The following is a 19,642-nucleotide window of genomic DNA, read 5'->3' as shown; positions in this document are numbered from 1 at the left end:
ATATAGCGACCTGTACCCGCGGGATCAGGTCAGCGAAAACGGCGCGCGCACGCGCCGGAGGGGCTTTATTTGGCGGCGGCAGCGCGCCATTGCTTGATGTAATCGAGGCGTTTTTTCGGCTGCAAATAATCCAGCAGTGAGGTGTCCACCGGGATCGGCTTCAGGGCGTTACCGAGTATGTTGGTCATTCCGGCGATATCATTTTTGCCGTCAATATCGTTACGGATTGACGGGATATCAGACTGGTTGGCGAGAATATTTTGCCCCTTTTCTGAGAGCACATAATCCAGCCAGAGCCGGGCGGCATTGCTGTTTTGCGCCTGCTGGCTGATAAACGACACCCGCGACAGCACCAGAGCGTAGTCTTTCGGGTAGACAATCCCCAGTGACGGGTCCGTTTTGGCGCGGGCCTCCGCATAGGAGCCGAGGATATTAAAGCCAATCAGGTTTTCACCCGACGAGACGCGCTCCATCATGGTGCCGGTTGAGGACTGTACTGACAGCCCCCCTTTGGCGATGTCCGCCAGGGTGGTGAAGTAATGCGGATCGGCACCGGCGTCCTGCACCGAGAGCATAAATCCGACGCCGGACTTTTCGATATCGTAGGTGGTGACTTTGCCTTTGAATTTATCCGGTTGGCTGGCGATCAGCCTGGCCAGCGCCGTGTGGGAGTCAGGCACCTCAGCGGCGGGGATCAGGCGTTTGTTATAGATAAACACCACCGGCTCGTAGGTTGTGCCATAGGCTTTATGGTTCCACACGGCCCACGCCGGTAACTGGGGCTGCTCTGGTGACCGGTACTCCCCGGCGTAGTCAGCGGCCAGTTTCAGGGCGGTATCCATTGATGAGCTCCACACCACATCCCCGCTGCCGCTACCGGACGCCTGTTCGCTGATGAACCGGTTGTACAGCTCGGTGCTGTTCATGTCGTTATATTCAACCTTAATACCCGGGTAGGCGGCCTCAAACCCTTTGATCAGCGGGTCTGCGGCTTTGGTATCGGTGGTGGAGTAAATTACCACCTTGCCTTCTTTGGTGGCGGCATCGATAACCTTTTGGTAATCCGCCGGGTAACCCTGGGGAACCGCAGACAGGGCAGAAGCAGAAGCCAGAACCGTGGCGCTAAGCAGAGCAATACGGAAAGTGTTCGACATTTTAGTTAACCTTTTAGTCACATTTTATGAACTAAAAGCCAACATAGCGCATGGGGTCAGCCAGGCAAGCGGGGGCGGATTGTTATCGCGCCGAAGTGTGACTGGCGGCGTTTTTTTGGCAATTAACACCATTAAAACCGCAGCGCGCAACCCGGATGAGCAGGGCGCTCAGCCGGGGATTTTGCGGTACAGCCGCCGGGGGTGGCCAATATTGCCGTACAGCATCTCAACACTGACCAGCCCGGTTTCCACACAGTATTCCAGGTAGCGGCGGCCGGTGGTTTTACTGATCCCGGCGTACGCGACAACCTGTTCAACTGACCAGGCCGCGTCCGGGTTAGCGGTGAAAAAGCCGGTAATGCGCGCCAGAGTCGTGGGCTCAATCCCTTTGGTGGACGGGCCTGATGGGGCATCACTGGCGGGCAGGCTGAACAAGCGATCGAGGGCGTGCTGATCCACCACGGTGGCCTGGCGCAGGGTCTGTTCCAGCAACATAAACCGCGCCAGGGAGGCATGCAGGCGCTGGAAGAAGACCGGCTTGATCAGGTAGTCGAATGCGCCGCTGCGCATGGCGTGGCTACAGGTTTGCATATCGCTGGCGGCGGTGATGAAAATCACCGCGCAGCCGGTACTCTTCAGCAGCGGGCTGTCTATCAGATCCACCCCTTTACCGTCCGGCAAGGTGTTGTCGAGCAAGACCAGCCGTGGCCGGTAGCGGCGAATCAACGCGTTAGCCTGTTCCAGGGTGCCGGCAATCCCGGCCACGCGCAGATGAAAGTTCTGCTCAATATATTCACGATGTAACTCGGCGAGATGCGGTTCATCTTCCACAATGACCACCTCAAGTGCCCGGGCGTTAGTCATTATCCTGTCCTGCGTATATGGCCGTGTTATACGGAATAAATACCGAGAAAATCGCCCCCTGGGGGGCGTTATCGCTGATCTCAATACTGCCCCCGGCCTGGCGAACGTACCCGGCGGCCAGATACAGGCCGATACCGTGTTCCGGGCCAGCGGGTGCCCCGTCCACGGCGGGCTTGCTGGTAAAACCCAGGGTGAAGATCTGTGGTTTGATGGCGTCCTCAACGCCGCACCCCTGGTCGGCCACCTCGATAACCAGCTCCTGGTTGCGGTCTGAAATATACACCTCAATGGGCGCACCGGGGGTGGGGCCGTTGCGGGTGGCCTCCACGGCGTTATCCAGCAGATTGCCGATAACCGACATTAGCTCGGTTTCGCTGAGCCCCGCCGGGAGCCGGGATAACCGGCAAGCCGGGTCGAAAATCAGCGCGATGCCTTTTTCCCGGGCGCTGACATATTTCCCCAGCAGCAGGCCACACAGCGTCGGGGAGGCAAAATGGGCGGAGACAAAATCCAGCACCTTCTGGGCACCTTCAGACTGGGCCTGAATATAGCGCATGGCGGCATCGTAGTGGCGCATCTGTAACAGGCCCACCAGGGTGGCGGTCCAGTTAAGCTGTTCATGGCGCATAATGCGCAGGTTATCGGCATAGCGCGTCACCTGGCTTAGCTGGCTGCTGAGGGTGTTAATGTCGTTTTTATCGCGAAAGCTCACCACCCAGCCGCTTGCGCTACCGGGCTCCAGCTCGATAGCCACACGGTTAACGATAACCGGGCGCTGGTTGAACACCGTAATATTATCGTGATGGGCCGGTTTATCGTGGTGCTGTTGCGGGCTGAAAAAGTGCGCCGGTAGCTGTAATACCTGATCCAGCGGTTTGCCGAGCAACGCCGGTTCGCTGTGGGGAATGGCCAGCAACTCCCTGGCCGCACGATTAATTAAAATCAGCCGCTGTTCGTCATCCACCGCAAACACCCCTTCGTACATGGATTCGAGCAGGGCTTTTTGTTGCCGGACCAGCAAGGCAATATCCCGCGGTTCGAGGCGGAACATCTGTTTTTTAAGGTTGCGGCTAAAAATCCAGGAAAAGAGGAACAGCAGCAGCAGGAGTACCGCGCCGTAGAGCGCCGCCTGCCAGAGCAGCCGGGCATTGATATGGGCAATATACGACGTGAGATAACCGACGGAGACAATCCCGATAACCTGATGGGCGCCATTGAAGATAGGCGCTTTACTGCGCAGCGACACGCCAATGCCCCCCTGGCGCACGGAAATAATCGTCTGGCCCTGTAACACCGCCGCGTTATCGCCGCCAATCATCGGGCGGTGCAGGCGATCCGGCGCTTCGGAATGGTACAGGTGCTGTTCCCGGGTATCGCCAATCACAATATAACTGGCGTCACTGTGGTTGCGCAGTGGCTGGATAAGCCGGGCAATGGCCGCGACATTGCGGGCGGCCACCTGTTCGGCGAGGCCGGGCATTAAGGCGATTTCACTGGCCTGTACCCGGGCGCGCTGGCCGAGGTCGTGATGCAGTTGCCTGTCAATAAAATGGAACAGGGTCACGCCCAGCAAGGCCAATAGCAGGCTGGAAAATACCACCAGAGATAAAAAAAGCTTCACCTGAAAAGGCAATCTGCGTTTCATATGACCTGCGGCAACGGAACAGAAAAAGACATCCGCGGAGCCTACCATGTGAAAATCCGCTTTGGGCGCGGACAAATGCAGAGTTGTGAGCTGGCTTCATTCTCCGGGCCAGGGCACTGGCCAGCGGGCGGGTGATTTAGCCCCGCCCGCTGGCCATAAGATTAATAGGCTCCGGCGCTGTAGGTCAGCTCATAGGAGTGGGAGTAGATCTCAATGATATTGCCAAACGGATCTTCCATATACACCATGCGGTAAGGCTTCTCACCCGGGTAGTAGTAGCGTACCGGCATCCGCTGTTTACCGCCTGCGGCGACGATTTTCTCAACCAGCGCTTCAAGGTTTGGATCCTGGACGGAGAAATGAAACACCCCGGTTTTCCAGTATTCAAAATTGTTTTCCGGTGTCTCGGCGGCAGGAAATTCGAAAATTTCGATCCCGACCTTATCGCCGGTGGCCAGGTGGGCGATGCGAAACGATCCCCAGCCTTTACCGAATACATCATCACACATGATGCCGATGGCGCTGTCATCATGATGGATTGTGGTGGGCTCCATAATCAAATACCAGCCCATCACCTCAGTATAAAATTTTACTGCGGCATCAAGGTCCGGCACGGACAAACCAATATGGGAAAAACTGCGTGGATAGGTCTGATTCATCATGTCCTCATGGGTATTCTTAACTTGTGTGCAGCAGCATACCCCGGCAGAATGAGAAGATATAATTATCAAAAAATATTATTTCAATAAGGTTTTATTATGAATATTGACTGGCTGAGGACCTATTGCACCCTGGTAGAAACCGGCCATTTCACCCGTACCGCCGAAAAACGCCATATGACACAACCCGGGGTAAGCCAGCATATTCGCAAGCTGGAGGATAGCCTCGGCAAAGATCTCCTGATCCGCCAGGGGAAAGGTTTTATGCTGACCCATGAAGGGGAGGCGGTGTTCCATAAAGGCCGCCAGATCCTGGCAGAGCTGGATGCCCTGGCCCTGAGTGTGCGCCACGATGATCCCTGGCGCGGGGTGTGCTGCTTGTCCAGCCCCGGCAGTCTTGGGCTAAAACTCTATCCGCACCTGCTGGCCTGGCAGGCGGAATACCCTGGCCTGGAGATAGATTACCGCATCGGCCCCAATGACAGTATTGAGCGGGATATTGTCGAGCGGCGGATAGACCTGGCCTTGCTGACCCGGCCCGCCCTGATGCCGGAACTGCAATGCGAAGAGATTGCCCGGGAGGAGCTGCTGCTGGTGACACCGGCCAGTTGCCACACCCCGGACTGGGAGAGCCTGACGCAACTGGGGTTTATCAGCCACCCGGATGCGGGCTGGAATGCTCCCCGGTTATTGCAGGCCAACTACCCGCAGTTTGACCATCTGGATAACCTGAAACGCAACGGGTTTTGCAATATTATCAGTGCGATTCTGGAGCCGGTGGCCAACGGCCTGGGGTTTACCGTGCTGGCCCGTTATGCGGCAGAAGCCTTTCACCGGCAACAGGATATCCGGATCCATCCCCTTGCGGAGCGGGTTTTTGAACCGGTTTATCTGGTGCAGCGGCGTTACTCTGCGCAGCCGCGCCGTATTCAGCAGATGATCCAACTGGTGAAGCAGACACTCGCGGGGGAAGGGGACGTGGCTAACAGATAACGCAAGCGGGCGGCAGGGCGCCACCCGCAGGGGAGATTAACGCGGGTTATTCCAGGGTTTATTCTCGGTCAGCCACGGCAGGGCGTCTTTTTTACGGCTCATGGCATTTTCCAGCACTACCGGCTGATCGGCACTCTCCCAGGAGTAGTACAGGCGGGAAGTGCGGGTGTCTATCTCGGTTAGCATCAGCACCGTCGGCTGGGTGCTTTGCTTCAGCGCGCTGATGGTCTGTTTCATCTGGTCGCTGTTGGCGTTGTGGCTGGTGATTTCCAGCTGGGCCACTTTGACGGTGTTATCATCGAACTGATAATTTTTGGCGTCTTTATCCAGCAGTTCAACGGCGCTGTAACCGGACAGATCGGTTTTGGCATCCAGCAACTGGCGGGTAAAGGTGGTGCGGTCGATACCGGCAATGGCGAACAGCGCATCTACCGCGTGGCGGTCTTGCTCAGTGGTGGTGGAAGAGGTCAGCCCCACGGTATCGCTCAGGATAGCGCCCAGCATCAGGATAGCCTGCGGGCCGGAAACCGGCATATCAGACTCCAGCATGATCTGTTGCCACAGCACGGTGCAGCAGCAGCCCAGCGGTTTCACGCAAATATCGGCCGGTTCTTTGGTCATCACCGTACCCAGGCGATGGTGGTCAATAATGCCACGAATCTGGGCATGCGGCAGAGAATCAGGGCCCTGTTCGAACTCACTGAAGTCAACCAGCCACACGTTGCGGTCAGTCAGATCATCGCTGAGCAGCGCCGGGGCCGCGACACCTGCTTGTTCGAGTACAAAGCGGGTTTCCGGGTTGATATCTCCCAGGCGAAACGCCTGGCATTTTTCCCCGCGAAAATGCAGCCACTCTGCGGCAACAATGGCCGAGCAGATAGAGTCAGTATCGGGGTTAAGATGGCCAAAAACATACAGCATAAATGATCCTGTTGGGTCGGTTCGGTGCCAGGCCTGGGGCCTGAAACACACCATTTAACAAAATAAACACGCAATGACGCCGCCGCGCGCGTGCTCTCCCGGGAGTATCGCGCCCCGGGGGCCGTAATCGGTGTGATGACGGGGGCACCAGATAACGCGGGCATCTCATGCAAACAGCCTAACCATAGGCTATCCCTGGCGTTGTTGTCTGAAATTTTTCTGCGGGCAAACCGTAACTGGATCAACGTTTCGCCTGTTTTTACGGCCGGTAATAGGGGCCTGTCCTATTGACCCGGCGCCGCCACGGATCCCGGCCGCCATTTGCCGCCCGGATGATGGGTTTTTGGCCAGCCCGGTCTCATTCGCACCGGGCTGGCGGCCAGGGGTTAGTCGTCAAATGCCGGCTGATTCAGGGTCAGGAAAATATCCTGAATATGCAGATGATGGGACAGCTCCCGGACGATTAACAAATAGCCGATAAACGCCGGGTCTGCCGGAAATTCTCCCGGCTGGCGGGGGCTACCGGCAATCACATCCGCCACCCGGTTGAACACCTGCTCAATATCCTGTTGGGTCAGGCGGGCCGAGACACCGGCCACGGTGGCTATCTCTTTCAGGAAATGGTCTGCGCAGGTTGTCCGGCTGGGGGTAGTGTGTAACTGTGGCGCGGCCTGGAGGGCGTCTTCAATCGCGTTGATGGCCATTTCTACCTCACCCGGTGACGGTATTGTGTGGTGAAAATAGCGCTGGATGAGTGCGTGATACCCGACAGGCAAGGTCACCCCGGGAACGGTGAAGCGGATGTTATCTGCACCAATAGTGAATGATCCAGTATCCATAATGCCTCCTGAGAGTAAGCAATAACCGGACGGCATGGCCGCCGTGGTTGCCAGGATAAGCGAAACGCCTCTGGTTGCAGCAGATACTGCCAGTGTATCACCGGCAACGGGTGATGGGAGGAAATGCGCATTTATTTCCTGCTGCCGGGGCGCAACAGGCGGGGCAGACAGGTGATGATTCGCGGGCCGTTAATGTGTGCGGTTCCGGCCCGCGGTCAGGGGGGTAACTCAGTTCACTTTGGTGATGGTTTTGACATCCAGCTCAATACTGTTGTGGTCCTTATCAATTTCACCCTGTAATTCAACGGTATCTTTCGGGGTAATGGTCAGGCCGTTCCAGCGTTTATCGTCGATATCCACGCTGATGGTGCCGGTCGCATCGCGAAAGAGGTAGTCATCGTTGCCGGTACGCTGTTCGATATGGCCGCGCAGGGTTACCCAGCTATCGTCATTCATGGTTTTGGCTTTTTCTACGGTGGAAACCCCGGCGCTTGGCCCGTTAAAACCGCCTTTGGCCTGGGCCTGGGTGGTGGTCGCCCCGGTGGCGTTCGGGCCGACAAAGCCGCCATTCTGTGCCAGAACAGGTGCACTGCAGACCGCGAGAATGGCTAATAAGGCTGCTGTTTTTTTCATCGTTTTTTCCCTCGGGTTATCCTGCGTATTGCAGAGTCAGTCATCGGTGTGTGTGGTCTTCGGAATGCATTACAACAAACAGTTCTTAACGAAATCTTAAGCATCAGCCCCCGGCGCGGGTGTTTTTCAAAACTGCCGGCCAGGCCGGAACAATGCGGCATTACGCTGTACAATGCCGGCGCCAGATAGTTAGATAGACAGATATAACACAAGGATATAAGAGAGACGACCATGCGCGTGCTGCTCATTGAAGACGACAAGCTCATCGGCGACGGTATCAAAGCCGGTTTAATGAAAATGGGGTTCAGCGTCGACTGGTTCACGGAAGGCAAACAAGGGCTAAGCGCATTAGATGCCGCCCCCTATGATGCGGTGGTACTGGATCTCAGCCTGCCCGGGATGGACGGCCTGGATATTTTACGGTCCTGGCGCCAGAGCGGGCACGATGAACCGGTACTGGTGTTAACCGCCCGGGATGCTCTGGAGCAGCGGGTGGCCGGGCTACAACAGGGGGCCGATGACTATTTGTGTAAGCCTTTCGCCCTGATTGAAGTGGCCGCCCGCCTGCAGGCGCTGATCCGCCGCCGCCACGGCCAGGTGCAACTGTTATTAACCCACGGCCCGGTCTCGCTGGACCCGGTAAAACTCACCGTGAGCAGCGGCGATCAGCCGGTCCACCTGAAGCCGAAAGAGTTTGCCCTGTTAGAACTGCTGTTGCGTAACGCCGGGCGGGTGTTACCCCGGGCGCTGATCGAAGAGAAAATCTATAACTGGGATGATGATGTCTCCAGTAATGCCATTGAAGTGCATATCCATCATCTGCGTAAAAAATTTGGCAGCGGGTTTATCCGCACGGTACACGGCATCGGCTACACCCTGGGAGAGGCGGAATGAAATCCCTGACCCGCAGCCTGCGCTGCCGTTTGATCTTCGGGCTTACCGTGCTGATTGCCCTGAGTTGGTTCAGCGCCAGCCTGCTGGCCTGGAACCAAAGCCGGGGCACGATTGATGAGCTGTTTGACACCCAGCAAATGCAGTTTGCCAAACGGCTGACCGCACTGGATATCAGTGAGCTGACCATCAAGGACCCGCAGCTACCGCGCAGTAAAAAAATCATCCGCCACAGCCACGGGGATCTTGATGATGACGCCCTGGCGTTTGCGATTTTTACCCGTGACGGAAAAATGGTTCTGAACGACGGGGATAACGGCCCCGATATCCAGTACGACTATCAGCGTGACGGGTTTATCGATGGCCAATTAGAGGGTGATAAGGATTTGTGGCGCCTGGTGTGGCTGACCACCGCCGATGGCAAATACCGGATAGCGGTCGGGCAGGAGTGGGAATATCGCCAGGACATGGCGCTGGATATTGTCCAGGCCCAGTTATTGCCCTGGCTGGTGGCGCTGCCGGTGATGATTCTGCTGCTTATCTGGCTGATTACCCGGGAGCTGGAGCCCCTGAAACAACTGGCCCTGCGCCTGCGGTTGCGCCAGCCCGAGGATGAAACCCCGATCCCGGTGGACTCGTTACCCAGTGAGGTACAGCCGCTGGTGGAATCATTAAACCACCTGTTTGCCCGTACCGGGGATATGCTGGTGCGGGAGCGACGCTTTACGTCCGACGCGGCCCACGAGCTACGCAGCCCGCTGTCTGCCCTGAAAGTGCAAACCGAGGTGGCACAGCTTGCCGACGATGATACCCAGATGCGCCGGCATGCGCTGACCAACCTCACCGAGGGTATCGACCGCGCCACGCGCTTAGTGGATCAGCTGCTCACCCTGTCCCGGCTGGACTCGCTCTCCGGGATGGAGGGGATGGAGGACATCGCGTTACAGGATGTGCTGCAAACCGGGGTGATGGATAACTACCACAAGGCCCAGGCCAGCGGCATTGAGCTGGTGCTGGATATTCGCCAGGTTCCGACGCCGCGGCGCGGCCAGCCGCTGTTAATGGCGCTGCTGGTGCGCAATCTGCTGGACAATGCTATCCGCTACAGCCCCCGGGGCAGTACGGTGAACATTACGCTGGATGCACAAGGGTTCAGTGTGCAAGATAACGGCCCCGGGGTCAGCCCCGAGCATTTGCAACGTATTGGTGAGCGCTTCTTCCGGCCACCGGGTCAGGAAAAAACCGGCAGCGGCCTGGGGCTGTCGATTGTGCAGCGTATTGCGACGCTGCACGGGATGACCACCCGTTTTCGCAATGGTGAAACCGCGGGGTTCTGTGTGGAGTTAACCTGGCACTGAGGGGCGGGCCGCGTGCTTACGGCCGGCGCGCGGCCAGCGGCCAGGAGTCAAACAAGTAGCCGTCAAAGTTAATATCATCAACATCAGACAGCGCCAGCAGCCGGGTTTTGACATTTTCCAGGTGCTGCCACATGGCCAGCTTGGCGGCCTGGGCGTTTTTTTTGATCAGTGCGGCGAGGATGTGCTGGTGGTCCACCAGCCATTCCTGACGGTACTGGGTATCTTTCAGATGGCTGTGTAGCTGGATCCACATCGGGTTATTCTCCCGCCACTGCCAGGATTGCTTAAACAGCTCCACCAGCATGGTGTTGTGGGTCGCTTCGGCAATGGCCAGGTGGAACGCTTCATCCCCCTGCTCGTGGCTGTCGGCGGCCAGATCCTGCTGCTGCATATGCAGGGCGGCGCGCATTTTCATAATGTCGCCCCGGGTGGCCTGCAGCGCGGCAAACTCGGCAATATTGCTCTCCAGCAACTGACGGGCCTGGAGTAATTCAAACGGGCCGGCATTGTTACACTGGTGGTGTGCCGCTGGCAGGGCGCTGCCTGTGGCATCACCGGGCAAACGGGTGATATAAATGCCCGCCCCGCGCCGCACATCAATGATCCCTTCCAGCTCCAGCATAATCAGCGCTTCGCGTACCACGGTACGGCTGACGTTCAGCCGCTCGGCTATTTCCCGTTCCGGGGGCAGACGGTCGCCGGTGCGATAGGCGTTATCAACGATCATCGCCCGCAGTAATGTGCCGACTTCCTGATACGGGCGTTGTTGAAGCGTGGTCTGTTTCATGATGGCATCACTTTATGTCGCGCAATGTTTGCCGGGGGGCGGTTATAAGAGAACGGCCGGACGATAACACCGCTGTGGGCGGTTCGCTATCAAAAACACCGGTGCCGCGTTCAGGGCACCGGTAAGGGGCTTGCGGTTAGCCCAGCGCTTCAACAGTGGCGCGGGCGCCGTTGCTCAGCAGTGCCAGGTAAGCCGCCGTGACGGCGCTGACAAACTGGGCGTTACCCGGTAAGTCCTGGCCGAAAATGGCATCAATATCCAGCAATGCCCGGACCCGGGCTTCCGGGGCCTGGTGCTGGCGGTGAATTTCCTGGTAACGTGCCGCCAGCGGGTCCTGAATGTCAATGGCATTGCCTTGTTCGTCAACACCGCTAACGTAGCGCATCCAGCCGGCAACACCGAGGGTCAGGTGGCGGAAGTCGTCACCGTTTTTCAGGTGGATTCGCACCGGGTCCAGCATGCGCTGCGGTAATTTCTGGCTACCGTCCATGGCAATCTGCCAGGTGCGGTGGCGCAGTGACGGGTTGGTAAAACGGTCAATCAGCAGGTCAGCGTAGCCCACCAGATCGGTGCCTTCCGGCATCGACAGGGTCGGGGCCTGTTCATTGAGCATCAGGGCACGGGCCGCGTTGCGGTACGCCGGATTAGTCATGGTATCGGCGATCGTCTCATACCCGGCAAGGTAACCGAGGTACGCCAGGAAGGAGTGGCTGCCGTTTAGCATCCGCAGTTTCATCATCTCGAAGGGGACCACGTCGGCCACAAACTGGGCGCCCACGCGATCCCAGTCCGGGCGGCCATTAACGAAGTTGTCTTCGATGACCCACTGGCGGAACGGTTCGCAGGCGATGGCGCAGGGATCGTATACCCCAAGCTGGTCGGCAATCTGTTGCAGGGCCTCGTCGGTGGCGGCCGGTACAATGCGGTCAACCATGGTGCACGGGAAGGTTACCTGTTCGGCAATCCAGGCCGCCAGCGCCGGGCAGCGGGCCTCGGCCAGGCCAAGTACCGCCGCCCGGGCCGCATGGCCATTCTCACGCAGGTTGTCGCAGGACATCACGGTAAAGCCATTGAGGCCGTGTTCCCGACGAATAGCCAGCGCCTCGATGATATAACCGATGGCGGATTTCGGCTGGTGCGGGTTAGCCAGGTCATGCTGGACCATGCTGTTATTGAGGTCCAGTTTGCCGCTGGCGGCATCAATGCAGTAGCCTTTTTCGGTGACCGTCAGGGAGACAATCGCCGTTTCCGGGCGGGCCATGGCGTTCAGTATCCCGTCGCAGCCGTCAAATTCCGGGTGCAGGGCTTCTTTCATTGAGCCGATCACTTTCAGCTCTGTGCTCCCGGCACCGCGCTCTGCCACGGTATACAGCATATTCTGGTCCTTCAGGGCCTGAATCAGGCGGGCGTCATTGCCCGGCATCAGGTTCACTTCGCAGTAGCCCCAGTCACTGTCGGTGGTTTCCAGCAGGTGATGGGTATACAGGGCCTGGTGAGCGCGGTGGAAGGCACCGCAGCCCAGGTGGACAATACGGGCCTCAAGACGGTTGCGATCCCACTGCGGACGGGCCACAGAAAGGGTGGCGTTAGCGACGTTCTGTTCCATGAGTAACTCCTGTGTTTCGTCCCTGCCCGCCAGGACAGTCACGAAAATAAAAGCGGAAAATAGGGCTGGAAAACAGCGGGGGCCAGGCCCCCGCGTGGCTTATTTGCTAAAGAAGGCGCGCTGGATAGCCAGCTCAACACCGCGGACTTCGGCCAGGCCTTTCAGGCGGCCAATGGCAGAGTAGCCAGGGTTGGTTTTCTTTTTCAGATCATCCAGCATCTGGTGGCCGTGATCCGGGCGCATCGGGATAAGATCCGGGTTACCGGCGTCTTCCCGGCGGTGTTCTTCTTCGACAATGGCTTTCACCACTTCGTACATGTCCACGTCGCCCATCAGGTGCGCCGCTTCGTGGAAGGTTTTTGGATTATCTTCCCGCAGGGTGGAGCGCAGATGGGTAAAGTAAATGCGCGGGCCAAACTGCTTAATCATATCGACCAGGTCGTTGTCAGCACGGACGCCGTAAGAGCCGGTGCACATGGTAAAACCGTTCGCCGGGCTGTTCACCGTATCCACCATCCACTGCATATCGTCGATGGTCGACACAATACGCGGCAGGCCGAGGATCGGGCGCGGCGGATCATCCGGGTGTACCGCCATACGCACGCCGACTTCATCCGCAACGGCGGTGATAGCTTTCAGAAAGTAGGCAAAGTTTTCGCGCAGTTTGGCTTTATCAATATCGCGGTAGCGATCCAGATGGGCGCGGAACTGATCAAGGGTGTAGCCCTCTTCGGCACCCGGCAGGCCGGCAATAATATTGCCGGTCAGGCGTTCAATGTCGGCGGCGCTCATGGCGGCAAAACGCGCGGCGGCCTGGCTAATTTCGTCGGCGGTGTAGTCTGCTTCGGCACCCGGGCGTTTCAGAATATGCAGCTCGAAGGCGGCAAATTCGATCTGGTCAAAACGCAGCGCTCTGGAGCCATCCGGTAATTGGTATGCCAGGTCGGTACGGGTCCAGTCCAGCACCGGCATAAAGTTGTAGCACACGGTGTAGATACCGCACTGTGCCAGGTTACGCAGGGTCTGCTGGTAGTTCTGGATCCACACATCGTACTGGCCGGAATGGGTTTTGATGTCTTCATGGATGGGCACACTCTCCACCACAGACCACTCCAGGCCCGCCGCTTCGACGATGGCTTTACGCTTCATTATCTCATCAACCGACCAGATCTCACCGTTAGGGATATGGTGCAGAGCGGTAACCACACCGGTCGCACCGGCCTGACGAACGTCTGACAGAGTGACCGGATCATTAGGACCATACCAGCGCCAGGTTTGTTTCATCTTACCTTCCTTCTTCAGTGATGCCTCCGGAGCGGGCCAGAGAGCAGATAATGGGGGGCGGTATACCAGGTGAGCAACATGGCTACCGCTGATGGGGCCTAACATCGACCAATTAGCAAAAGCTGTCAACCAACTTCGCTAAATTGGTCAACCAAATGACGGGTTGATCAAATTTTTGGTATGCCAGCATTGATTTAAGCCACAATAAATCACCGGCTATTTACAGGGATAAGGGGAGGGGCGGTACCTGGCAGACCACTGCCCGCAAGAGGGGGGAGTGGCCCGCAGTTGTGCGTCTGTCAGGGGAGTCACACGGGGTGTCTGGCGGCTTAGCTCAGCAGCGCGCAGTCGATTTTGGCAACAATTTTGCGCAGTGCGGCCGGTGTCTGGCAGGTGGCCATCGGCCGGTGCAGTTCGCCGGGGAAGATAACCGCCAGCTCACCGGGCTGCAGATGGATCAGCGTTTCACCGGGGATAGCCGGGCAGAAGCCGAGGTCATGAGCATCGTTAAAAGGCTCGCTCAGGGTCAGCGGCAGCCCCAGCACCCCGGCCCCGATCACTTCATTGCCCTCGAGGACAATATGGATGTCGAGATACTGGCGGTGGAATTCGGGCTTCTGGCTCTCAAGCGGTTTGGTTTCACCCTCCACCACGTTGAAAAACATCTGTTTCCCCTGTACCTGGTAGTGCCCGGCGGGCAGCTCGGCCGGGCGGTGTTCAATAATGGTGGCCAGCATCTGGCGAATGGCCGCCGGGTAGAGTGGGTTAGTCGCCGCAGTGGCTAAGGCATCAATAATCATTGTTTAGGTCCTGATCGTGGGTGAATGCGGGGTTAGCGCAACTGGTGAACACACTGGCTGACAATGTTCTCAACCGGCGGGGCAATATCCACCGCCAGCACATCCGGCTCGTCCAGCCCGGGGGCTTCGAGGGTGGAAAACTGGCTCTGGAGCAGCGCTTCCGGCATAAAGTGGCCCTGACGCTGGCGCATCCGCGCCATGACCCGTTCAAAATCCCCGTGCAGCCATAAAAACCGCACGTGCTGATTGCCGGCGCGTAACCGATCCCGGTAGCACTTTTTCAGGGCGGAACACACCAGCACCCCGGTTTCGTTTTTCTGCTCCAGGCTGTAGATAACATCAGACAATCTGCCCAGCCAGGGCTGGCGGTCGTTGTCATCCAGCGCCTGGCCCGCTGCCATTTTGTCGATATTGGTGCGGGGATGAAGGTCATCCCCGTCAATAAATTTGGCCTGCAGGGCCCGGGAAAGCGCCAGCCCAACGGTGGATTTCCCGGTGCCGGAGACGCCCATTACGATAATGCACTGACCCGCCATGTTGTCGCCCCCTTACACCGCCACCAGCATACCGCCGTCCACAAACAGCAGATGACCATTGACGAAATTAGAGGCGTTAGACGACAAAAACACCGCCGCGCCGACCAGTTCCTCAGGATCGCCCCAGCGGGCCGCCGGGGTCCGTTTGCATAACCAGTCGGTAAAGGCGCTGTCTTCTACCAGGGATTGGGTCATGGCGGTTTTGAAATACCCCGGGGCGATGCCGTTGACCTGGATGTTATAACGCGCCAGTTCCACGCACATGCCGCGGGTGAGCATTTTCACCGCCCCTTTTGCGGCGGCGTAAGGGGTGATGGTGTCGCGGCCCAGTTCGCTCTGCATTGAGCAGATATTAACGATTTTGCCCTGCCGGCGTTCGATCATCCGTTTGGCCACCGCCTGGGAGACTAAAAACACCGCGGTCTGGTTTACCGCCACCACGGCGTTCCAGTCACTGACCGGAAATTCGGTAAACTTATGGCGCCGCTGAATACCGGCGTTATTAAATAAGACGTCGATTGGCCCAATATTGGTTTCGATATTTTCAATGGCCTGGTCAACGTCTTGCGGGTCGGTAACATTAAATACCGCAATATGCGCTTTATAACCGGCGTTTTTTAAACTGGCGGCGGCACTCTCGGCCCGTTCGCTCGAAATATCATTAATAATAATTTCCGCGCCATATTTTGCCAGACCCTGAGCCATGGTAAATCCAATACCCTGACCAGAACCGGTAATTAAAATACGTTTATTCTGCAAGCTAAAAAGATCGTTCATGGCGGTGCCCCATTTTTGTCGCGGTTATCAGCGGAAATAAATACCCATTTTGCGGATAGTTATCACCCGTGACGGTGATGAATAAATGCCAGCCCGGTTAGATATCGGTAGCGTGGCGAATTAATCTGCTGTCTATCTCACGTTTTTTACCCGGGTAAAACTGTGATATAGATCACTCAAAAAGATGTTACGGAACGGCGTTACTTTCCCTGTGATCTGCGGCAGAAAATCCGCCGCTGGCCGCACTAATGCTCACCGGAACGGTGATTTCCATTTACCCCGGCGGCAGGCATAATGAGGGACACTCCCCCGTTGACCTCTGGCAGACATAATGAAAGTGCAGCGCATAACACTGAATGATATTGCCACCCTGGCGGGTGTAACAAAAATGACGGTCAGCCGCTATTTACGCACCCCGGATAAAGTAAAACCGGAAACCGCCCAGCGCATCGCCAGCGTCATTGAAGAGGTGGGCTACCAGCCGGACCCGGATAACGCCGCGATTAACAGCAATGCCATTGAGCGCATCGGGGTGCTGGTGCCGTCGTTTAATAACCAGATCTTTGCCGATCTGCTGGCCGGGGTAGAAACCGCCGCCGCCGCCCAGGGCTACCAGACCCTGGTGGTGAATTACGACTACGACAGCCAGAAAGAAGAAGAACAAATTGCCACGGTGCTGGCGTTCAATGTGAAAGCGCTGCTACTGACTGAAAGCGTGCACAGTGTGCGCGCCGAAAAATACCTGCGCAGCACCAAAATCCCCATCGCGGAAGTGATGGGGCTGGCGGAAAACCCCGGGCGCATCAACGTGGGGTTTGATAACTTCCGCGCCGGGCTGGATATGACCCGCATGCTGCTGGCCAGCGGCAAACGGCAGATTATTTACTTTGGCTCGATGTCTGACGTGCGCGATGAGCAGCGCTACGCCGGTTACTGCCAGGCCATGAGCGAAGCGGGGTTAAGCGCCGGGCGTATTACGCCGGGTAAGATCTCCTCAGTCACTATGGGTACCGGGATGATGACCCTGGCGCGCCAGATGTACCCGGACATGGACGGGATATTGTGCACCAATGACGATCTGGCGGTTGGGGTGCTGCGCGAATGCCGCGCCAGCGGGATCCCGGTGCCGGAACAGCTGGCCATTGCCGGGTTCCACGGCCTGGAAATCGGCCAGGTTACCACGCCGCGCCTGGCCAGTGTACTGACCCCGCGCTTCGAAATGGGCAAAATCGCCACCGAACTGTTGATTAAAAAAATCAAAGGATTGCCCACCATCGAACGGGTTGATCTTCACTACCGGCTGTCGATGGGTGAGACCATTTAATACCGGTGCTAACCCCTGTTAACTGTCCGGATTTTGCCTGCCAGATCACGCCAACGGTAACAGCGTTTTTTAACACTATCTGGCGTGATGTAGATCGCAAAAATAAGCGGTAAAAAAACGTTTGATACAGGACATACGCTATTGGCCTTTCAAACAGGACCGCATCTATGCACACAGAAACGCAACACCACACACTGCCTACGGTATTACTGGTCGCCCCGGTAATGGACGCACTACAGACTGCGCTGGACGCTAACTACCGGGTCTTCCGGCTGTACGAACAAACCGACGTTGCCGCTTTCCTGGCCCAGTCCGGCGCCGGGATAAGCGCAGTGGTCACCCGGGGGGATGTCGGCATCAGCCGGGACATCCTCGCCCAGTTGCCCGACGTCGGGATGATTGCGGTATTCGGGGTCGGGACGGATGCCATTGATATGGCCTACGCCCGGCAGCGCAATATCCGGGTGGGGATCACCGCCGGGGTACTGACCGACGACGTTGCCGACCTCGCCCTCGGGCTATTACTGGCCGCCAGCCGCCGCCTGTGCCAGGGGGACCGCTTTGTCCGCGAAGGCCGCTGGGAGAATGCCGCGCCGCCGCTGGCCACCAAAGTGAGCGGTAAGCGCATCGGGATCTTCGGGATGGGCAATATTGGCCAGGCCATTGCCCGCCGCGCCCGGGGGTTTGATATGACCATTCTGTACACCGATCGTCAGCGCAACGGCGCCCTGGATTACCAGTGGTGCGCCGACTTGCACACCCTGGCCCACGAGAGCGATTTTCTGGTGGTGGCCGCCTCCGGCAGTGCGGAAAATAAGGGCATTATTGATGCCAGCGTGTTTAACGTGATGCCGGACCACGCCTGGCTGATTAACATTGCCCGGGGCAGCCTGGTGGATGAGGCGGCGCTGATCGTCGCGTTACAGCAGCATGTTATCGCCGGGGCGGCGCTGGACGTTTTTGAAAATGAGCCCCATGTTCCGGCGGCCTTTTATGACCTGGATAATGTGCTGTTGCAGCCCCATGTTGCCAGCGCCACTGTCGAAACCCGCCAGGCCATGAGCGCTTCGGTACTGGCGAATTTAGCGGGCTATTTTAATCACCAGGATATTCCCGGGCTGATTAAGTAACCGTATTTTTCTCACCAATAAAATACAGCATATTCTTGCTGGCCATGTTAACCGGCTGCCACCGGTCTATTCCGGTGGTAGTGAAATATAACCGGGAAATTAATATGAACGATAAAATACCAGGGACTCGCTGGGTGCGGGTTATCGCGCCGATCCTTATTGCCTGTATTATGTCATTTATGGATCGGGTAAATATTAGTTTTGCCTTACCTGGCGGTATGGAGCAGGATTTAGGTATTACCAGCCAAATGGCCGGTGTCGCCAGCGGGATATTTTTTATTGGTTATTTATTTCTCCAGATACCCGGCGGGCGCATTGCGGTTTACGGCAGCGGTAAACGTTTTATTGCCTGGTCACTGGTGGCCTGGGCTGTTGTTTCTATTGCCACCGGGTTTGTTACCCACGAATATCAACTGTTGACCCTGCGGTTTATTCTCGGGGTGTCTGAAGGGGGCATGCTGCCGGTGGTACTGACCATGGTGAGCAACTGGTTCCCGGAAAAAGAGCTGGGCCGGGCCAATGCCTTTGTGATGATGTTTGCCCCGCTGGGCGGTATGCTCACCGCCCCGGTCTCCGGCGCGATTATTGCCGCCCTCGACTGGCGCTGGCTGTTTATTATCGAAGGGTTGCTGTCCATCGTGGTGCTGACCATCTGGTGGCTGGTTATCAGCGATCGCCCGGAAGAAGCCCGCTGGCTACCGGCCAAAGAACGGGAATACCTGCTAACTGAGCTGGGCAGAGAGCGCCAGGCCCGCCAGGGGATCGAACCGGTGGCCAATGCGCCATTAAAGGCGGTGTTCCGTAACAAGGGCCTGATGCGCCTGGTGGTGCTGAACTTCTTTTACCAGACCGGGGACTATGGCTACACCCTGTGGTTGCCGACCATTCTCAAAAACCTCACCGGGGCCAATATGGCCGGTGTCGGGATGCTGGCAATCCTGCCGTTTATTGCCACCCTGGCCGGGATCTATGTTATCTCCCTGTTCAGTGACCGCAGCGGCAAGCGCCGCCTGTGGGTGCGTATCTCACTGTATAGTTTTGCCGCTGCGCTGCTGGCCTCGGTGGTGCTGCGTGACAATGTGGTGGCGGCCTATATCGCCCTGGTGGTGTGCGGTTTCTTCCTGAAAGCGGCCACCAGTCCTTTTTGGTCGATTCCCGGGCGTATTGCCGCCCCGGAAGTGGCGGGCAGCGCCAGAGGGGTGATCAATGGCCTGGGCAACCTCGGCGGGTTCTGCGGGCCATACCTTGTGGGGGTGATGATTTATCTGTATGGCCAGAACGTGGCGGTGTGTGCCCTGGCGGCGTCGCTGCTGCTGGCGGGAACCCTGACCTTCCTGCTGCCGAAAGGGTGTGATTTGTCGGCCAGCGATACACCTAAGACACCGGCCCCGGATGCGGAACCGAACCGTGCGCAACCCAAACACAGTTAACCGGAGCCTGT

General features: G+C 57.6%; 19 protein-coding genes. 6 read left to right on the top strand and 13 right to left on the bottom strand.

Annotation, left to right across the window (positions count from 1 at the left end; genetic code table 11):
• Window positions 1-65: 65 nt before the first annotated feature.
• The 4 genes from F9C28_RS02860 to F9C28_RS02845 form a co-directional block, all read right to left on the bottom strand.
• Window positions 66-1,154, bottom strand: coding sequence for an ABC transporter substrate-binding protein (locus F9C28_RS02860; RefSeq protein WP_199013676.1), 1,089 nt, complete (start codon window positions 1,152-1,154; stop codon window positions 66-68).
• Window positions 1,155-1,322: 168 nt separating this feature from the next.
• The gene (locus F9C28_RS02855; RefSeq protein WP_199013674.1) at window positions 1,323-2,018 is read right to left on the bottom strand and encodes a response regulator; all 696 of its coding nucleotides are present in this window, start codon (window positions 2,016-2,018) and stop codon (window positions 1,323-1,325) included.
• The gene (locus tag F9C28_RS02850; RefSeq protein WP_199013672.1) at window positions 2,011-3,663 is read right to left on the bottom strand and encodes an ATP-binding protein; all 1,653 of its coding nucleotides are present in this window, start codon (window positions 3,661-3,663) and stop codon (window positions 2,011-2,013) included. The genes F9C28_RS02855 and F9C28_RS02850 overlap by 8 nt, the downstream gene beginning before the upstream one ends.
• Window positions 3,664-3,824: 161 nt before the next feature.
• Window positions 3,825-4,325, bottom strand: a complete 501-nt coding sequence (locus F9C28_RS02845) for a lactoylglutathione lyase family protein (protein WP_233148872.1) — start codon at window positions 4,323-4,325, stop codon at window positions 3,825-3,827.
• Window positions 4,326-4,421: 96 nt separating this feature from the next.
• Here F9C28_RS02845 and F9C28_RS02840 point away from each other — a divergent pair, with 96 nt between their 5' ends.
• Window positions 4,422-5,315 carry a LysR family transcriptional regulator gene (locus tag F9C28_RS02840; RefSeq protein ID WP_199013670.1) on the top strand — a complete coding sequence of 298 codons (894 nt, stop codon included), beginning with the start codon at window positions 4,422-4,424 and terminating at the stop codon, window positions 5,313-5,315.
• A gap of 36 nt (window positions 5,316-5,351) precedes the next feature.
• Here the strand turns inward: F9C28_RS02840 and F9C28_RS02835 are convergent, their stop codons facing one another.
• The 3 genes from F9C28_RS02835 to F9C28_RS02825 form a co-directional block, all read right to left on the bottom strand.
• Window positions 5,352-6,236, bottom strand: coding sequence for a DHHA2 domain-containing protein (locus tag F9C28_RS02835; RefSeq protein WP_199013668.1), 885 nt, complete (start codon window positions 6,234-6,236; stop codon window positions 5,352-5,354).
• Between the two features lie 386 nt (window positions 6,237-6,622).
• Window positions 6,623-7,075, bottom strand: coding sequence for a hypothetical protein (locus F9C28_RS02830; RefSeq protein WP_199013666.1), 453 nt, complete (start codon window positions 7,073-7,075; stop codon window positions 6,623-6,625).
• Window positions 7,076-7,303: 228 nt separating this feature from the next.
• Complete coding sequence (locus F9C28_RS02825; RefSeq protein ID WP_199013665.1) at window positions 7,304-7,708, bottom strand: YgiW/YdeI family stress tolerance OB fold protein; 405 nt, start codon at window positions 7,706-7,708, stop codon at window positions 7,304-7,306.
• 231 nt (window positions 7,709-7,939) lie between these two features.
• On the opposite strand from F9C28_RS02825, the gene qseB reads away from it, so the two are divergent.
• Both qseB and qseC read left to right on the top strand, forming a co-directional pair.
• Entirely contained in the window at window positions 7,940-8,602 is a 663-nt protein-coding gene (qseB, locus tag F9C28_RS02820) for a quorum sensing response regulator transcription factor QseB (RefSeq protein WP_199013663.1), read from the top strand.
• A complete protein-coding gene (qseC, locus tag F9C28_RS02815) occupies window positions 8,599-9,957 on the top strand; it encodes a quorum sensing histidine kinase QseC (RefSeq protein ID WP_199013656.1) in 1,359 nt (452 codons plus the stop codon). Before qseB ends, qseC begins: the two co-directional genes overlap by 4 nt.
• Before the next feature lie 16 nt (window positions 9,958-9,973).
• On the opposite strand, the gene F9C28_RS02810 is transcribed toward qseC, so the two are convergent.
• The 6 genes from F9C28_RS02810 to idnO all read right to left on the bottom strand — a co-directional run bounded on the left by F9C28_RS02810 (window position 9,974) and on the right by idnO (window position 15,747).
• A complete protein-coding gene (locus F9C28_RS02810; protein WP_199013654.1) occupies window positions 9,974-10,744 on the bottom strand; it encodes a GntR family transcriptional regulator in 771 nt (256 codons plus the stop codon).
• Between the two features lie 136 nt (window positions 10,745-10,880).
• Entirely contained in the window at window positions 10,881-12,350 is a 1,470-nt protein-coding gene (locus F9C28_RS02805; RefSeq protein WP_199013652.1) for a fructuronate reductase, read from the bottom strand.
• A 99-nt stretch (window positions 12,351-12,449) separates the two neighbouring features.
• Entirely contained in the window at window positions 12,450-13,634 is a 1,185-nt protein-coding gene (gene uxuA / locus F9C28_RS02800; protein WP_199013651.1) for a mannonate dehydratase, read from the bottom strand.
• Between the two features lie 329 nt (window positions 13,635-13,963).
• Window positions 13,964-14,434, bottom strand: a complete 471-nt coding sequence (locus F9C28_RS02795; RefSeq protein ID WP_199013650.1) for a YhcH/YjgK/YiaL family protein — start codon at window positions 14,432-14,434, stop codon at window positions 13,964-13,966.
• A 32-nt stretch (window positions 14,435-14,466) separates the two neighbouring features.
• A complete protein-coding gene (locus F9C28_RS02790) occupies window positions 14,467-14,970 on the bottom strand; it encodes a gluconokinase (protein ID WP_199013649.1) in 504 nt (167 codons plus the stop codon).
• Between the two features lie 12 nt (window positions 14,971-14,982).
• Entirely contained in the window at window positions 14,983-15,747 is a 765-nt protein-coding gene (idnO, locus tag F9C28_RS02785) for a gluconate 5-dehydrogenase (protein ID WP_199013648.1), read from the bottom strand.
• Between the two features lie 331 nt (window positions 15,748-16,078).
• Here idnO and F9C28_RS02780 point away from each other — a divergent pair, with 331 nt between their 5' ends.
• The 3 genes from F9C28_RS02780 (at window position 16,079) to F9C28_RS02770 (ending at window position 19,631) form a co-directional block, all read left to right on the top strand.
• Entirely contained in the window at window positions 16,079-17,071 is a 993-nt protein-coding gene (locus F9C28_RS02780; RefSeq protein ID WP_199013647.1) for a LacI family DNA-binding transcriptional regulator, read from the top strand.
• Window positions 17,072-17,238: 167 nt separating this feature from the next.
• Window positions 17,239-18,201: a 2-hydroxyacid dehydrogenase gene (locus F9C28_RS02775; protein WP_199013646.1), complete on the top strand. Its 963-nt coding sequence runs from the start codon at window positions 17,239-17,241 to the stop codon at window positions 18,199-18,201.
• A gap of 104 nt (window positions 18,202-18,305) precedes the next feature.
• Window positions 18,306-19,631 carry an MFS transporter gene (locus F9C28_RS02770; RefSeq protein WP_199013644.1) on the top strand — a complete coding sequence of 442 codons (1,326 nt, stop codon included), beginning with the start codon at window positions 18,306-18,308 and terminating at the stop codon, window positions 19,629-19,631.
• The last annotated feature ends 11 nt before the right edge of the window (window positions 19,632-19,642 follow it).

The sequence above is a fragment of the Shimwellia pseudoproteus genome (genome assembly GCF_016415625.1).
Taxonomy (GTDB): domain Bacteria; phylum Pseudomonadota; class Gammaproteobacteria; order Enterobacterales; family Enterobacteriaceae; genus Shimwellia; species Shimwellia pseudoproteus.
Note: the sequence above shows the minus strand (reverse complement) of the source record. Positions and strands in the feature narration are given on the sequence as shown.

Bases quoted from the DNA above. Each gene is read 5' to 3' on its own strand.
- F9C28_RS02860 (WP_199013676.1), bottom strand. From the start codon at position 1,154: ATGTCGAACACTTTCCGTATTGCTCTGCTTAGCGCCACGGTTCTGGCT.
- F9C28_RS02855 (WP_199013674.1), bottom strand. From the start codon at position 2,018: ATGACTAACGCCCGGGCACTTGAGGTGGTCATTGTGGAAGATGAACCG.
- F9C28_RS02850 (WP_199013672.1), bottom strand. From the start codon at position 3,663: ATGAAACGCAGATTGCCTTTTCAGGTGAAGCTTTTTTTATCTCTGGTG.
- F9C28_RS02845 (WP_233148872.1), bottom strand. From the start codon at position 4,325: ATGATGAATCAGACCTATCCACGCAGTTTTTCCCATATTGGTTTGTCC.
- F9C28_RS02840 (WP_199013670.1), top strand. From the start codon at position 4,422: ATGAATATTGACTGGCTGAGGACCTATTGCACCCTGGTAGAAACCGGC.
- F9C28_RS02835 (WP_199013668.1), bottom strand. From the start codon at position 6,236: ATGCTGTATGTTTTTGGCCATCTTAACCCCGATACTGACTCTATCTGC.
- F9C28_RS02830 (WP_199013666.1), bottom strand. From the start codon at position 7,075: ATGGATACTGGATCATTCACTATTGGTGCAGATAACATCCGCTTCACC.
- F9C28_RS02825 (WP_199013665.1), bottom strand. From the start codon at position 7,708: ATGAAAAAAACAGCAGCCTTATTAGCCATTCTCGCGGTCTGCAGTGCA.
- qseB (WP_199013663.1), top strand. From the start codon at position 7,940: ATGCGCGTGCTGCTCATTGAAGACGACAAGCTCATCGGCGACGGTATC.
- qseC (WP_199013656.1), top strand. From the start codon at position 8,599: ATGAAATCCCTGACCCGCAGCCTGCGCTGCCGTTTGATCTTCGGGCTT.
- F9C28_RS02810 (WP_199013654.1), bottom strand. From the start codon at position 10,744: ATGAAACAGACCACGCTTCAACAACGCCCGTATCAGGAAGTCGGCACA.
- F9C28_RS02805 (WP_199013652.1), bottom strand. From the start codon at position 12,350: ATGGAACAGAACGTCGCTAACGCCACCCTTTCTGTGGCCCGTCCGCAG.
- uxuA (WP_199013651.1), bottom strand. From the start codon at position 13,634: ATGAAACAAACCTGGCGCTGGTATGGTCCTAATGATCCGGTCACTCTG.
- F9C28_RS02795 (WP_199013650.1), bottom strand. From the start codon at position 14,434: ATGATTATTGATGCCTTAGCCACTGCGGCGACTAACCCACTCTACCCG.
- F9C28_RS02790 (WP_199013649.1), bottom strand. From the start codon at position 14,970: ATGGCGGGTCAGTGCATTATCGTAATGGGCGTCTCCGGCACCGGGAAA.
- idnO (WP_199013648.1), bottom strand. From the start codon at position 15,747: ATGAACGATCTTTTTAGCTTGCAGAATAAACGTATTTTAATTACCGGT.
- F9C28_RS02780 (WP_199013647.1), top strand. From the start codon at position 16,079: ATGAAAGTGCAGCGCATAACACTGAATGATATTGCCACCCTGGCGGGT.
- F9C28_RS02775 (WP_199013646.1), top strand. From the start codon at position 17,239: ATGCACACAGAAACGCAACACCACACACTGCCTACGGTATTACTGGTC.
- F9C28_RS02770 (WP_199013644.1), top strand. From the start codon at position 18,306: ATGAACGATAAAATACCAGGGACTCGCTGGGTGCGGGTTATCGCGCCG.